Source organism: Cyanobium sp. BA20m-14, from assembly GCF_024346295.1.
In genome coordinates, this window is sequence record NZ_JAGQCR010000065.1 from 1 (window position 1) to 13,788 (window position 13,788).

The 13,788-nt window shown below is 68.4% G+C and carries 15 protein-coding genes and 2 pseudogenes; 11 read left to right on the forward strand and 6 right to left on the reverse strand.

Annotation, left to right across the window (positions count from 1 at the left end; all coding sequences use genetic code 11):
- Positions 1 to 314 precede the first annotated feature (314 nt).
- Together KBZ07_RS07925 and KBZ07_RS07930 are read left to right on the forward strand one after the other, a co-directional pair.
- Positions 315 to 647 (forward strand): hypothetical protein, encoded by a 333-nt coding sequence (locus KBZ07_RS07925; RefSeq protein WP_197151504.1) that lies wholly within the window; start codon positions 315 to 317, stop codon positions 645 to 647.
- A gap of 49 nt (positions 648 to 696) precedes the next feature.
- Entirely contained in the window at positions 697 to 1,086 is a 390-nt protein-coding gene (locus KBZ07_RS07930; RefSeq protein ID WP_254931102.1) for a hypothetical protein, read from the forward strand.
- Here KBZ07_RS07930 and KBZ07_RS07935 read toward each other — a convergent pair.
- On the reverse strand, positions 1,065 to 2,030 hold the full coding sequence (locus tag KBZ07_RS07935) for an aspartoacylase (protein ID WP_254931103.1): 966 nt from the start codon (positions 2,028 to 2,030) through the stop codon (positions 1,065 to 1,067). The genes KBZ07_RS07930 and KBZ07_RS07935 overlap by 22 nt on opposite strands.
- Before the next feature lie 77 nt (positions 2,031 to 2,107).
- Here KBZ07_RS07935 and KBZ07_RS07940 point away from each other — a divergent pair, with 77 nt between their 5' ends.
- The 4 genes from KBZ07_RS07940 to KBZ07_RS07955 all read left to right on the forward strand — a co-directional run bounded on the left by KBZ07_RS07940 (position 2,108) and on the right by KBZ07_RS07955 (position 5,956).
- Positions 2,108 to 3,085, forward strand: a complete 978-nt coding sequence (locus tag KBZ07_RS07940; protein WP_254931104.1) for a glutathione S-transferase C-terminal domain-containing protein — start codon at positions 2,108 to 2,110, stop codon at positions 3,083 to 3,085.
- Entirely contained in the window at positions 3,072 to 3,719 is a 648-nt protein-coding gene (locus KBZ07_RS07945; RefSeq protein ID WP_254931105.1) for a DUF2301 domain-containing membrane protein, read from the forward strand. Before KBZ07_RS07940 ends, KBZ07_RS07945 begins: the two co-directional genes overlap by 14 nt.
- Positions 3,716 to 5,629 (forward strand): ABC-F family ATP-binding cassette domain-containing protein, encoded by a 1,914-nt coding sequence (locus tag KBZ07_RS07950; RefSeq protein ID WP_254931106.1) that lies wholly within the window; start codon positions 3,716 to 3,718, stop codon positions 5,627 to 5,629. Before KBZ07_RS07945 ends, KBZ07_RS07950 begins: the two co-directional genes overlap by 4 nt.
- Before the next feature lie 108 nt (positions 5,630 to 5,737).
- Entirely contained in the window at positions 5,738 to 5,956 is a 219-nt protein-coding gene (locus tag KBZ07_RS07955; protein ID WP_197153361.1) for a CP12 domain-containing protein, read from the forward strand.
- A 19-nt stretch (positions 5,957 to 5,975) separates the two neighbouring features.
- Here the strand turns inward: KBZ07_RS07955 and obgE are convergent, their stop codons facing one another.
- Positions 5,976 to 6,998 carry a GTPase ObgE gene (gene obgE / locus KBZ07_RS07960; protein WP_254931107.1) on the reverse strand — a complete coding sequence of 341 codons (1,023 nt, stop codon included), beginning with the start codon at positions 6,996 to 6,998 and terminating at the stop codon, positions 5,976 to 5,978.
- 38 nt (positions 6,999 to 7,036) lie between these two features.
- Between obgE and KBZ07_RS07965 the strand changes: the two genes are divergently transcribed.
- On the forward strand, positions 7,037 to 8,257 hold the full coding sequence (locus KBZ07_RS07965) for an ATP-binding cassette domain-containing protein (RefSeq protein ID WP_315860148.1): 1,221 nt from the start codon (positions 7,037 to 7,039) through the stop codon (positions 8,255 to 8,257).
- A gap of 98 nt (positions 8,258 to 8,355) precedes the next feature.
- Positions 8,356 to 8,418, forward strand: a pseudogene (locus tag KBZ07_RS16300) (hypothetical protein); the annotation flags it as partial.
- A gap of 191 nt (positions 8,419 to 8,609) precedes the next feature.
- Here KBZ07_RS16300 and KBZ07_RS07975 read toward each other — a convergent pair.
- On the reverse strand, positions 8,610 to 11,042 hold the full coding sequence (locus tag KBZ07_RS07975; protein WP_254931108.1) for an endonuclease MutS2: 2,433 nt from the start codon (positions 11,040 to 11,042) through the stop codon (positions 8,610 to 8,612).
- Between the two features lie 177 nt (positions 11,043 to 11,219).
- On the opposite strand from KBZ07_RS07975, the gene KBZ07_RS07980 reads away from it, so the two are divergent.
- The 3 genes from KBZ07_RS07980 to KBZ07_RS07990 are packed head-to-tail and all read left to right on the forward strand — an operon-like array spanning position 11,220 to position 12,107.
- Positions 11,220 to 11,579, forward strand: a complete 360-nt coding sequence (locus KBZ07_RS07980; protein WP_254931109.1) for a nucleotidyltransferase family protein — start codon at positions 11,220 to 11,222, stop codon at positions 11,577 to 11,579.
- A 5-nt stretch (positions 11,580 to 11,584) separates the two neighbouring features.
- Positions 11,585 to 11,773: a hypothetical protein gene (locus tag KBZ07_RS07985; protein ID WP_254931110.1), complete on the forward strand. Its 189-nt coding sequence runs from the start codon at positions 11,585 to 11,587 to the stop codon at positions 11,771 to 11,773.
- Positions 11,733 to 12,107 (forward strand): hypothetical protein, encoded by a 375-nt coding sequence (locus KBZ07_RS07990; protein WP_254931111.1) that lies wholly within the window; start codon positions 11,733 to 11,735, stop codon positions 12,105 to 12,107. The genes KBZ07_RS07985 and KBZ07_RS07990 overlap by 41 nt, the downstream gene beginning before the upstream one ends.
- On the opposite strand, the gene KBZ07_RS07995 is transcribed toward KBZ07_RS07990, so the two are convergent.
- The 3 genes and pseudogenes from KBZ07_RS07995 to KBZ07_RS08005 all read right to left on the reverse strand — a co-directional run.
- Positions 12,065 to 12,445 (reverse strand): VOC family protein, encoded by a 381-nt coding sequence (locus KBZ07_RS07995; protein ID WP_254931112.1) that lies wholly within the window; start codon positions 12,443 to 12,445, stop codon positions 12,065 to 12,067. The genes KBZ07_RS07990 and KBZ07_RS07995 overlap by 43 nt on opposite strands.
- Positions 12,446 to 12,471: 26 nt before the next feature.
- Positions 12,472 to 13,536: a hypothetical protein gene (locus KBZ07_RS08000; protein ID WP_254931113.1), complete on the reverse strand. Its 1,065-nt coding sequence runs from the start codon at positions 13,534 to 13,536 to the stop codon at positions 12,472 to 12,474.
- Positions 13,518 to 13,788: pseudogene (locus KBZ07_RS08005) on the reverse strand (porphobilinogen synthase); the annotation flags it as partial. The gene KBZ07_RS08000 and the pseudogene KBZ07_RS08005, both read right to left, overlap by 19 nt.

Consider the following 13,788-nt stretch of genomic DNA (forward strand, 5'->3'; position numbering starts at 1 on the left):
GTGACCCAGTCGCAAAACTGGTTCCACGCAGAAGCGCCTTGGCGCTGCTGAATAGTGGTTGTCATGAGAACGAGAAGAGGGTGTTCCAGAGGAACGGGTATGGAAGGCGGGAATCCGGTCTGCCGAAGAAGTCGAAGCGGAAACCACCGGACGGAATCCCGTCATCGAGAACTGTAACGGAAGATTGCGCTGAGCCTGAGAGGCAATTGGGAAGACTTTCTATTGCTCCCCGCTGGGCGGCGCCGGGGACGGGAATCCGTAGCCAGGGGCTGCCTGCGCTGCTAGGAAGACAGCTGCACAGGCCCTTTTCCGGCATGGCCCGCATCTCTTCGCTTCAAGCCCTGGCCGCCGGGGCTGGCGCTGCCCTGCTGCTGGCCAGCTGCCAACGCCAGCCTTCGGCCGAGCTGCAGCAGATGCAGCAGCGCCAGGAACAGGTCGAGGTCAAGATCCAGCAACTGGAGCAGAAGCTCAATGCCGTGGCCCCCGGCAACGGGGCCGACCCGGCCGGCAAGCCCCCCGCCGGGGCCATCAAATCACTCACCTACCGCAGCGGCACCGCAGACGACCGCCTGCGCATTTACTGGGCCGACGGCAGCACCACAAACCTGCCTTGCAAGCAGGAGCAGGCCACCCTGGTGTGCGGTTGACAGGGCCCTGACCCCGCGTTGAGCTGGGGGAGCTAGACGACTTTGATCCATGGGTTTTCGCCTGATAGGCATCACAGCAGCGGTGCTGGGCTCGGGGTTGCTGGCCGGCAGCGTGCCGATGCTGGCCCCCAAGGCGGCCCTGGCCCAGGACGCACCAGTGCCCTTCAGCGCCGTACGGGCTCTCAACCTGGCCCGCAACACGGCGGTGCAACTGAACGGGGGCCTCAACGTCTATCGCCCCGCCAAATGCATGTTTGAAACCGCCGGGGCAGGGAACCAGTGCCTGATCAGCTCCAGTGACGGCTACCAATTCCGCTTCCTTGGCGGGGTACCCGGTTGGCAGCAGCTCAACATCGCCCCCAGCGTGGAGACGGAGATCCGCATTTCCAGCGATGGCAAAAGCGTTTTAGGGGTGGATTACAACGGCGCTCCCCGCTGAGCCAGCCGGTTCGAGAGCGCTTCGAGGGCCAGGGGCCACTCGCTGCTGACGGGCCAGCATTCCCGGCTGGTGAGGCTCAGGGCAATGCCCTTCTCGCCATAGGCCGCCTCGTTGACAAATACGGGCCAGACGGGCTGGCCCTCCAGGCCCCTGGGCGGCACGAAGCCCAGAGTTGCCCCGTGGGAATCGAGAAAAACGGGGTCCCCCGGCTGGAGCGGATGCCAGTCGCGGTGCTGCAGGGCCGGATGCAGGCAGGCAGCAGGAGAGCCATCCGGGCGCCGCGGCAAATCGAGACTGCCGAGATGGCGATGCACCACCAGCTCGGCGGGCAACCGCAATGGCCCCCGCTGGGCCGCCGCCAGCACCTCCAGGGCAGCTTCCACGCCCAGCTGGGTCTGGCGACAGATCTGGGCCTGGATCACCCCCTGGGGCACGGGGCCCACCTCGATCACCAGGCCGCAGGGCCAGCTCTCCACCAGAAAACCTGTCTGAGCATGGTCGGCCTCATGGAGATAGATCGGCAGGCCCAGCAGCCCCTGCACGCCCGCCGCCAGGGCCAGATCCGCCGGGCGGCGGCCGTAGACCACCAGCGCATTGCCCATGGCGCTGGTGGTGCTGTGCAGATCCAGCACCACCAGGCACGGTGCCTCCCCTGCGGGGCCATGGCTGAGCAGCAACTCCCGGGCACGCTGCAGATCGGCCCCATCGAGGCTGGCATCGGCCAGCAGGGATGGGGCAAAACAGCGGTTTAGATCTCGCTCGAGATAGCGCCGGTTTTGGGAGTGGGCAGCGGGGTTGCCCAGCACCAGCTCCAGCTCCAGGCCATGGCTCTGGAGGGCCCCAGGCCGGCTCCGCCAGTGCTCGAGCAGCCAGGGCCCATTGCGCTCATTGCCGTGGGTGCCTGCCACCACGAGCACCTTGGCCGGGTTCGAATTGGGGCCCATCAACGGAAGGCTCGCGCCTGGCACTGGATTTAAGGCTCAGCCTGACGCAGATTCGGGGTTCTGCCGCCGCCTTGACCATGGCCCCTCCCGCTCCCCTGGTGCGCACGGCGCGGGCCATCTGGCACTGGCAGTGGTGCCAACTGATGGGGGGCCTGGGCCCGGCCGATGCCGCAGGCAATTACCAGCGGCCCGCAGGGGCCTTCACCAGCCTGCCGCCCCTGCCCAGCGAAGCAGCTAGCGCCGATGGCCATGTGCTGATCGTGGGCCGCAGCTGCCCCTGGGCCCACCGGGCCTGGCTGGTGTGGGCTCTGCGCCGCCTCGACGCCAGCATCACGCTGGTGGTAGTGGATCCCGATCCCGCCGAGGGGCGCTGGCGCTTCGCCGAACCCTTCGGGGGCTGCACCACCCTGATCGAGCTCTACCAGCGCTCCGGCGCCGATCCCGGCCAGCGGGCCACGGTGCCGGCCCTCTATTCGCGCCGACAGGGGCGCATCCTGGTCAGCGAGAGCGCCCGGCTGATTGAGCTGCTCAACCGCTGGCCCGCCCCCGACGGGCCCGATCTGGAGCCTGGGGCCCAGCAGGAGGCCACCCTGCGCTGGCGCGAGCTGCTGCAGAGCGATGTCAACGATGGGGTGTATCGCTGCGGCTTCGCCCGCACCCAGGCGGCCTACGACCGGGCTGAGGCCGCCCTGTTTGGCGCCCTGGCCGAAGCGGATCGGGTCCTGCAGGAAAGCCCCTGGCTGGCTGGAGCTGAGCTGAGCCTGGCCGATGTGGTGCTGTTTCCCACCCTGATCCGCCTGGAGCTGGTCTATGCGCCGCTGTTTGGCTGCAGCCGGCTGCCGCTCTGGCAGCTGCCGGCGCTGTGGGAATGGCGCCAACGCTTCTTCCACCTGCCCGGCGTGGCCGCCACCTGCTGGCCAGAGGCCTGGCGGCGCGACTATTTCGGAGCCCTTTTCCCCCTGCATCCCTCCGGGATCATCCCGGCCGGGCCGCCCCTAGCCACACTGGTAGAGAGCCGACCAGCCCCCCGAGGCCTGCAACATGACCATGACTGACCCGGTGTTTGAAGGGGTCTATGGCACCTACACCATCGATGCCACCGACCGACGCGAAGTGCTGGGCTACCGGCTGGCCCTCACCGCCGTGGCCCTGGGCCAGGCCGGGCTGCTGCTGCAGTGGCGCCAGCTGGGCCCGGAGCTGGTGTGGCCCTGGATGGTGCTGATGGCGGTGGGGCTGGGCCTGGCCCTGCGCTGGATCCACATCTACCTGGTGCCCCTGCACCGGACCCTGCAGCTCTTCTGGCTGCTGGGCTGCGCTGGCGCCCTGGTGCTGGCGGCCCGCAGCGGCCCGGGCGCCATGGTGGCGGCCGTAGCAAGCCAGCCCCTCTGGATCCTGGCGATCGGCCCCTTCTTCGCCGCCCTGGCCGGGGTGGGCTTCAAGGAGTTCTTCTGCTTCCGCAGGCCCGAGGCCATCGGCGTGACGCTGCTGCTGCCGATCGCCCTGCTCGGCCATCTGGTCGGCCTGCTGGACGGCCGGGTTACCACGAGCCTGCTGGCCCTCGAGAGTGGACTGCTACTGGTGCTCTGCCTGCGCAAGTTCCCAATGCCCGCGGCGGCGGATGTGGGCGACAAAAGCGTTTTCGCCTACCTCAAGGCCCAGGCGAGCGGTGCCGAGGGAGCCACACCTTGAGCCTGATCAGCCTGGTGGATGCCGGCAAGGACTTCGGCATCCGCACCCTGTTTGAAAACCTCAGCCTGCACATCGGCGCAGGCGAGCGGCTGGGGCTGATCGGCCCCAATGGCGCCGGCAAGAGCACCCTGCTGAAGGTGCTGGCGGGCATTGAGCCCCTCGGCAGCGGCCAGCGCCGCTGCGCCCCCCGCACCCGGGTGGTGCTCGTCGACCAGGAGCCCGGGCTGGACCCGGAGCACACCGTGCTGGAGCAGGTGTTTGCCGGGAGCGGCGAGAAGATGGCCTTGCTGCGGCAGCACACGGCCCTGAGCCAGGCGGTGGCTGATGGCCCCGACAACGCCATCGCCCTGGCCCAGCTCAGCGACCTCCATGACCGCATGGACCAGCTCAATGCCTGGGGGCTGGAGCAGCAGTGCCGCGAGGTGCTGGAGCGGCTTGGCATCTCCGACATCGAGCGCAAGGTGGGCGACCTCTCCGGCGGCTACCGCAAGCGGGTGGCCCTGGCGGCAGCCCTGGTGGCCGAGCCCGACGTGCTGCTGCTGGATGAGCCCACCAACCACCTCGACGCCAACGGGGTGGAGTGGTTGCAGAGCTACCTCGGGCGCTTCCCCGGCGCCCTGGTGCTGGTGACCCACGACCGCTACGTGCTCGATCGGGTCACCCGCCGGATCGTGGAGGTGGATCGGGGCCTGGCCCGCAGCTACGCCGGCAACTACGCCACCTATCTCACCCACAAGGCCGAGGAGGAGGCATCGGAAGCCTCCTCGGCAGCGAAGTTCAAGGGCACGCTGCGGCGGGAGCTGGCCTGGCTGCGGCAGGGCCCCAAGGCCCGCAGCACCAAGCAGAAAGCGCGCATCCAGCGCATTGAGGAGATGCGGGAAGCACCCCAACGCCAAGGCCGGGGCCAGGTGAGCCTGGCCACCAGCAGCCGGCGGCTGGGCAAGCGGGCTATCACCGCCGAGGAGCTAGGGGTAAGTGCGGGCGAAGGGGCCGAAGCCAGGGCCCTGCTGCGGGCCTTCAGCTACGACTTCAGCCCGGAAGACAGGGTTGGCATCATCGGGCCAAATGGCGTAGGCAAATCGAGCCTGCTGGAGGTGATCGCCGGCCGGCGCCAGCCCAGCAGCGGCAGCCTGGAGTTGGGCGCCACCGTGAAGCTCGCCTACTTCGACCAGCACAGCGACGTGCTGCTCAAGCCCGACCAGAAGGTGCTGGAGGTGGTGCAGGCCGCCGCCAGCCGGGTGGCGGTGGATGGCGAGGAGCTCAGTGCCTCCCAGTTGCTGGAGCGCTTCCTGTTTCCGCCGGCCCAGCAGCACCAACCGGTAGCCAAGCTCTCCGGCGGCGAGCGGCGGCGGCTGCACCTCTGCCGGCTGCTGATTGGGGCCCCCAACGTGCTGCTGCTCGACGAGCCCACCAACGACCTGGATGTGCAGACCCTGAGCGTGCTCGAAGACTTCCTCGAAGACTTCCGCGGCTGCGTGGTGGTGGTCTCCCACGACCGCTACTTCCTCGATCGCACCGTGGATCGGCTGTTCTGCTTCGAGAACGGCGAGCTGCAGCGCTTTGAGGGGAACTACAGCGCCTACCTGGAGACCAGCGCCAGCCGCCTGGCGGCCAGAGCTGCCGGAGCTACCAGCAGTGGCGCCAAGAAAGCCAGCCCCCTCCAGCCCCAGGTCAAAACCGCCGCAAACCAGCCCCGGCGACGCAGCTTCAAGGAGACCCGGGAACTGGCCGATCTGGAAACCAAGCTGCCGGCCTGGGAGGAGCAGCGCCGCCAGCTGGAGCAGGCCCTGGGCTCAGCCGGCAGCGACTACACCGCCCTGGAGAAGTGCACCCAGCAGCTGGCCGAATTGGGCGAGCGGATCAGCAAGGGCGAGGAGCGCTGGCTGGCCCTGAGCGAGCTGGCGGGCTGAGGGGCCCAACGGCGGGGCCGGATGATTGTTGCCAAGCCAACACGTGGGCGAGACCACGGCCGTAAGGTGGGCCGCGATCAGCTCCGGTCCGATTCGGCCGGTTTTCGTATGAAGAACATCGACGAGCACATCCAGCAAGACCAGAGCGAGATAGAAGCCGCCCGTGCTGCTGGCGACATGGGCAAGGTTCGCCACCTGGAAGAGGAGCTCCAAGGGCTCAAGGAGTTCAAGGAGCACCATCCCGAGGACAGCCACGACCCCTCCCCCCTGGAGGTGTTCTGTGATCTCAACCCCTCAGCCCCCGAGTGCCGCGTCTACGACGACTGAGGCCCCAGGGACTCAGGGACTAGCCCGGAGGTGATGCCGAGGCAATGCCGAGCTGCTGCCACACCGCGGCCAGCAGCTCCGCCAAATTCATCGCTGCCGCCGCAGAAATGGCCAGCACCGGCTGGCCACCCTGGGCCGCCACATGCTGATTCAGGCTCTTGAGCTTGCTCGCAAGCTCTGAGGGTTCCAACAGCTCGATCTTGCTGAGCACCACCAGGCGCGGCCGTTGATCGAGGCCATGGCCATAGGCGCTGAGCTCCCTCTCCACCACCTGCAGATCCGCCAGCACGTCGTCTGCGCTGGAATCGAGCAGATGCACCAGCAGGCGGGTGCGCTCGATATGGCGCAGGAAGTCGTGGCCCAGGCCTGCCCCCCGGGCCGCACCGGCGATCAATCCGGGGATGTCGGCAAAGACGGTGCCATCGCCACTGGGCCTGCGCACCACGCCCAGGTTTGGCACCAGGGTGGTGAAGGGGTAGTCGGCGATCTTGGGCCTTGCCGCTGACAGCACGGCGATCAGGGTGCTCTTGCCGGCATTGGGCAGGCCGATGATCCCCACCTCGGCAAGCAGTTTGAGCTCCAGCTGCAGCAGCCAGTCTTCGCCGTCCCTGCCTTCGGTGAACTTTTCCGGAGCCCGGTTGCGGTTGCTGAGGTAGTGGGCATTGCCCAGGCCGCCGCGGCCGCCCAGGGCCACCAGCAGCTCCTCGCCGGGATCGGTGAGATCGCCGAGCAGGATTGCCGTGCGGGCGTCGCGCACCTGGGTGCCACAGGGCACCTTGATCACCAGGTGATCACCGCTGGCACCGGTGCGGCGGTTGGGGCCGCCCCGCCGCCCCTCGATGGCGGCAAACAGGCGCTTGTACTTGAAATCCAGCAGGGTCTGGAGGTTGGCATCGGCCACCAGCAGCACATCTCCGCCGCGCCCGCCATCGCCGCCGGAAGGCCCACCGGCGGGCACATATTTCTCGCGCCGAAAGGTGACGATTCCGTCACCCCCGCGGCCGGCCTTGACCGCGATCCGGGCCTGATCGATGAACTGCATTGCTCCAAACCTAGGATCGCGCCGTCTGAAGGCCCGTCTTGGCAGAGGTTCGCTTCCAGCAGGTCAGCAAGACCTACCCACCCCGCCGGGGGAGCGAGCCGGTGGAAGTGCTGCGCCAACTCGATCTCGATATCGAGGACGGCGAATTCCTGGTGTTGGTGGGGCCGTCGGGCTGCGGCAAGAGCACCCTGCTGCGCCTGCTGGCGGGCCTGGAGCAGCCCACTGGCGGCGAGATCTACGTGGGCAGCCGGCCCGTGAGCCAGTTGCGGCCGGCCCAGCGCGACGTGGCCATGGTGTTTCAGAGCTATGCGCTCTATCCCCACCTGAGCGTGGCCGACAACATCGGCTTCGGGCTGCGGCGCAGCCGCCGGCGCAGCCTCCTGCAGCAGCTGCAGGACAGCCTGCACCTAGCCAGCCGGGGCCTGCCGCCGCGACTGCAGCTGCACTCGCCACGGGAAGGGCGCATTGCCGAGCGGATCGCCGAGGTGGCCGAAACCCTGGAGCTAGGCCAACTGCTCGAGCGGCTGCCCAAGGAACTCTCCGGCGGCCAGAAGCAGCGGGTGGCCCTGGGCCGGGCCATCGCGCGGCAGCCGGCGGTGTTCCTGATGGATGAACCGCTCAGCAACCTCGACGCCAAGCTGCGCACCGGCACCCGCACCCAGATCGTGGAGCTGCAGCGGCGCCTGGGCACCACAACCTTGTATGTGACCCACGACCAGGTGGAGGCCATGACCATGGGCCACCGCATTGCCGTGCTCAACGCCGGGCGGCTGCAGCAGCTGGGCACACCGATGGAGCTCTACCAGTGGCCCGCCAACTTGTTTGTGGCCCAGTTCATCGGCAGCCCGCCGATGAATCTGCTGCCGGTACAGGCGGTCGGCTCGGCTCAGGTGCAGCTGGGCAGCCGCAAGCTGGCGGTGGAGGGTCCCCTGGCCGAGGCGCTGGCGGCCCGGACCGGCCAGGAGCTCACCGGTGGGCTGCGGCCGGAGCACTTCCAGCTAGCTCCCGCCACCAACCGCAACCTGAAGGCCGAAGTGAGCCATGGCGAAGCCCTGGGCAACGAACAACTGCTCACCTGCCGGCTGGAGGAGGGCGGTCACCTGGTGCAGGTGAGGGTCGGCCCAGAGGTAAGCCTGCCGCCGGGGGCCAGTCTGCACCTGGATGTGGATCCCCGCGGCTGGCGCCTGTTCGATCGGGCTGGCGATGCCCTGCCCCCATCGAGGCCTCGGGCCGCGCTACCGGAGCTGAAGCTGCCGTGACGCCCAGCGCCATGCCCGTTCGATCGTTGACGCAATCACTAATGCGCTGGCCTGAGCCGGAGCTGGTGCTTCACCAGGTTGCCGGCTGGGCCGAACGGATGGCGGTGCAGCACCCCGGCCTGGAGCGGGTGGGCGTTTTCGGCAGCTACGGCCGCGGCGACGCCGGCGTGGGCAGCGACCTCGATCTACTGTTGATAGATGCCGAGGCGTGCGGCCCCGGAGCTGCGATGCACTCGTGTTCACTCCCGCCGAGCACGGCGAACCTATCGCCTCCGGCACGGCCATGGCCCGCGAACTGACCAGCTACAGCCGCTGGCTCTGGCAGCGCTGACCACCCCGCCAGTTTTCCCCCTCACTTCACCCACACCACGCTGCAGCCCGGGCCCCCGTCGCCCTGCTCGGCATCGCTCACCCGCTCCACGTAGGGCACCGTTGCCAGCCAGGCCCGCAGGCCGCCCTTGAGCTTGCCGGTGCCGATGCCGTGGATCACCCACACCGGGCCATTGGCCTGGCGCAGGCGCTCCTCCAGTTGGGCCTCCGCCTCATGCACCCTGAGCCCGCGCACGTCCACCGTGTTGCGCTCACTGCGCACGCTGGCCCCCCTGCCGCCCAGCCCCCGCTGCCCCTTGACATGCACCTGCACCTCAGGGGGTGACGGTTTTTCGCCATGGAGCCCCTCGATCGCGGCCAGCTCCAGGGTCAGCCGCATCAGGCCGCAGCGCACGGTGAGCTCCCGGCCGTCATCGGAGAGGGCCAGCACCTCGCCGGCCTTGCCCAGCGACAACACCCGCACCCGATCGCCCACCACCGGCATCCAGCCGCGATGCTCGCGCCGCTCCGGGGTGGGACGGTGCTGCTGCTCGAGGTGCTTGAGCCGCTGGCCAGCCTGGCGGGCGGTTTCACCCAGGGCGGTGCTGCTGGCGGCCCCCGAGCCTGAACCCTGGCGCAACCGGCGGATGATCCGCTTCACCTCATTCTGGCCCTGGCGGATCGAGCGCTCCAGCTGCTGGCGCCGCTGCTCCTGCAGCTCGGCGCTCTGCTGCTTTTGCTGCTGCCAGCGCTCCAGCAACTCCTCATGCAGCAGCTCGGTGCGAGCCAGCAGAACAGCGGCCTCCTCGGCGGCCTCCTGCTGGCGCTGGCGCTGGTTTTCCAGCCCGGCGATCACCTGGTTTACCTCCCCCTCGCCGCGGGGCGCCAGCAGCGCTTCGGCTTCGCTCAGCACGGCGCCAGCGAGGCCGAGGCGGCTGGCGATCGCCAGGGCATTGCTGCGCCCTGGGATGCCCCACTGCAGGTGGTAGGTGGGCGAGAGGGTCTCCACGTTGAACGCCACCGAGGCGTTCTCGAAGCGCGGGTCGTTGTACTTGAGGGCCTTGAGCTCGCCGAAGTGGGTGGTGGCAATCGTCAGCCGGGCCCGATCGGCCAGGTGCTTGAGCAGGGCCGTGGCCAGGGCCGAACCCTCGAGCGGATCGGTGCCGGCACCCACCTCATCGAGCAGCACCAGGGCCGGCCCAGCCGCCAAACCTTCTCCAGCCCCAGCCGGCAGGGCAGCCAGGATGCGGGCGATGCGGCGGATGTGGCCGCTGAAGGTGGAGAGGTTCTGCTGCAGGGATTGCTCATCGCCGATGTCGGCGAGCACAAGGGCACACCAGGGCAGGCGCGGCGTGCCGCTGCAGGGCAGGAACAGGCCGGCCCTGGCCATCAGCGCCGCCAGGCCCACACTCTTGAGGGTGACGGTCTTACCGCCGGTGTTCGGGCCGGTGATCGCCACCACCCGCAGCTCCGGGGCCACCTGAATCGTCACCGGCACCACCGGCTGACCGCCCTCCCGCTTGTGCTGCCACAGCAGCAGCGGATGGCGCAGGTCGCGCAGCTCAAAGGGGGCCGCCGAGCCCTCCACCAGCACAGGGCGCACCGCCCCCAGCCAGGCGCCGTAGCGGGCCCGGGCCAGGGCGGCATCCAGACGCACCAAAATCCCATGCAGCTGGTCCAACGGCTCCGCCTGCTCCCCCACCAGGCCGCTGAGGGCCAGCAGCACCTCACGCTCGAGTTCCCGCTCCTGCCCCTGCAGCTCCCGCAGGCGGTTGCCCAGGGAGATCACCGCCTGGGGTTCGATGAACACCGTCTGGCCCGAGGCGGAGCTGTCGTGCACCAGGCCCTTCACCTGGCCGGCGGCCCCGGCCTTCACCGCCAGCACCGGCCGGCCTGAGCGCTCCGAGATCACGCTGTCTTGCAGCAGGGGCCCGTAGCGGCGCACCAGCTCCTGCAGCCGCTCGCGCCGCTCGGCCAACGCCGCCTGCAGGCGGCGGCGCAGGGCCGCCAGCTCCTCGCTGGCCCGATCCGCCACCCGGCCGCCCTCCTCCAGGCAGTGGTGCAGGCGCTGCTCCAGCTCCGGCAGGGTGCGCAGCTCGCTCACCAGCTCGGTACAGACCGGTCGCAGCTCCGGATCGTCGATCTGACGCCTCAGCCGCCGCGCCGCCGCCAGGGTGCCGGCCAGGGCCAGCAGCTGCTCGCCACCGGCGCAGCCGCCCTTGGCGCACAGGGCCACCGTGGGGCTGATGTCCACCGCCCCCAGGAAACTGAGGCCGCCCTCCACCAACCCATCGAGACCGAGCAACTCGGTGGTTTCGGCCAGCAGCCGTTGACTGGCGGCGAGATCGGCAGGCAGGGGCAGGGCGCGGCAGTGGCGACCACCGGCGTCGGTGCTGGCAAAGCTGGCCAGGTGGGCCGCCAGCCGCGGCCACTCCAGCAGGGCCAGGGTTTCGGCGGCGATGGCGGCATCACTCACCAGCGTTGAGCGGCAGCCCCTGGGCCAAGGGGCCGAGTGATTGGGTTGGGGCCGCAGCCATGGTGATGAGACTTGCTCTGACCATTCTCGGGCAATGCACCAGCGGCAGCGAGTTTGGGCATAGGGGAGTTAAACCAACTGGAATCCCACGAGAAGCAACTTGCCTACGATGAATCCATGGCCAAGACGCCCCTGCTGACACCCCTACAGCGTGAACACTGGCAGCGCCGCCGCCAGCTGCTGGAGGTGGCGGCGACCGTGGCGTCCGAGCTGCGTGCTCAGTGGCCCGAAGTGTCGCTCTGGCTATTTGGCTCGAGCCTGGGACCAGGCTTTCATGCCGATTCGGATCTCGATTTAGCTGTGGCACAGCTGCCGGCCGGGGACCTGATTGAGGCTTTGGATTTGGCGCAACGCTGCGCTGGTCGGGAACTAGACCGCCACAAAGCCTCGGCTGTCGCCCTCGACCTTGTGCGACTGGAGGCGTTGCCCTTGTGCTGGCAGGAGCGGATCCAGCGAGATGGCCAACCCCTGCGCTGATTGCCATGCCACTTGATCCACCCCCGCCCAGGCGACTGCGCGATCTGGCAACCGATCTGGCGGTGGAGCGCCAGCGGCTGGAAGCCCTGATCGCAAGCTTGGAGAGGCTTTCCCAGCGCTGGCAAAGCGAGGGCGCTGATGCCGAGCGGGTGGATGCTGCAGATCGTGCGGGTGCTGAATGGCGGCACTCCTGAAGGTGCCGACTGGCACCGCCGGCTATTGGATCGCCTCACCCAGGCCACGGACCTAAGACCGCCCCTGTTGTCTGCCTCTACGGCTCAATCACTGGCGAAACTGCTGGGATTTCGCCATGTCGTCCGTCACCTCTACGCCGACGATCTGGATCCAGAGCAAGTGAACCTGCGGTTGGCAGGTGCCCTGGAACTCTGGCCGCGGCTAAGCGCCGATCTGGCGAGCTTCGATAGCTGGCTGAAGGAACTGATCACCATTGGAGAGGCCGGCCGCAGGCCCCTTGGAGGACTTGGTCAGCCGCCCAGGTTGGAGGGGATTCCGCCGGCGGGCTCATAGAGCATCTCCAGCCAGTTGCCTTCCGGATCCTGCAGGTAGAAGGAGGCCGTGCCGTCGCGGTGGTCGTGCACCGGGCCGCAGCTGTGGCCAGCCGCCACCAGGCTGGCGCGGACCCCATCCACCTCCGAGCGCTGGTGAAAGTGGAAAGCGAAGTGGGGGCCTGCGGCCCGGTAGCTTTCGCTGAGCAGGGCGATGCCCGTGCCGCCGCCTGGCCATTCCAGGTAGGCCCAGTCGGGGGCATCCCAGGTGAGTTGCAAGCCCAAGGAGAGATAGAAGGCCTTGGCCCGATCCATGTCCTGCACCCGCAGGGCCACGTGACCCAGCCGACTCGTGACCATCAAGTTCACCCCATCGCTACAGCCATTCAAGCGGTTTCCGCCGCGTCGCCGGGGGCACCCTTGCCATAGCCATCGCCCTCGCCTGTGGCCTTGTTGCTGGCGCCCGGGCCGGCCAGGGTCTGATGCAGTGCCACCACCAACAGCAACCAGCAACTGCCTGCCATGGTGAACAGTGGATAGGTCAGAGGCGGATCGGGGATCACGAACGGCAGCAGGGCCAGCCCCAGGGCCGGCGGAAACTGCAACCGCGCCAGCTTGAGCAACGCCAGTGTGGCCAGCACCACCAGGAAGGCCGCCGCCGGCACCACCCCCAGGATCTTCACCATGGCCAGGCCCACGACGGCAGCGCCATTTGCCACGAACCAAACTCTGAAATAGCAGCCGCGCCAGGGACAGTGAAGCCTGTGCACGATCATCTCGAAAGCGATCACAAGCAGCGGCGGGAACAGCACCAGCGGCGAACCGATCAGGCGCACCAGCAAAAGGCCGCCCAACAAGAACAGTCCGAAAGGCAACAGCCATTCCTGCAGGGGCGGCAGGGTCTGGGCTCGCGGGGATCCACCGTCCTGGAGACGGGCTCCAGGGAGCAGGTTGGCGCTGCCCCTCAAAGACTGCTGCTCAAGCTCCACCCCTAGCTGCGGCGAGTCGCCCCTGGACCAGCGGGCCCGCATGACGATGAACAGGGCCAGGCCACCGGTGCCGATCAGAATCGAGAATGGGTAGGTCCAGGTGCGGATGCCCAGCGCCAGCGGCAGCAGGCCGGCCGAAAGGGCCGGCACGATCGGCGAACGCAGGGCGGCGATCAGCAGCAGGGTGAGCCCCACATTCAGCAGCACGGCCGTGGGACCGTAGGCAAAATGACGGGTGATCCACAGCCCCTGGAGCGCCGCCAGAAAAGGGGTGAACACAAGCAGGGCCGGCGAGCGCGCCCAGGGATGGAACCGATCGCTGAAAATCACCAAGCCAAGTGCCCCGAGCTCAGGGAAGAGCACGTAGGGCATGTGGGTGGCGTTGGCGATCACGGTGACCAACGCCAGGAAGCCCGCAACGGCCAGGCCTCTCCAATGGAAGTTCAGCCGTGCCTGAGCCACTGGGCCGCCTCGCAGGCGTGATAGGTGAGGATTAAATCGGCACCGGCCCGTTTGAAGCAGAGCAGGGTTTCCAGCACCACCGCTCGCTCGTCGATCCAGCCCCTCTCTGCCGCCGCCTTGACCATGGCGTATTCACCGCTGACGTTGTAGGCGGCAATGGGAAGCTCGGTTTCACCCCGCAGCCGGTAAATGATGTCGAGGTAGGCCAGGCCTGGCTTCACCATGATGATGTCAGCGCCCTCCTGCTCATCG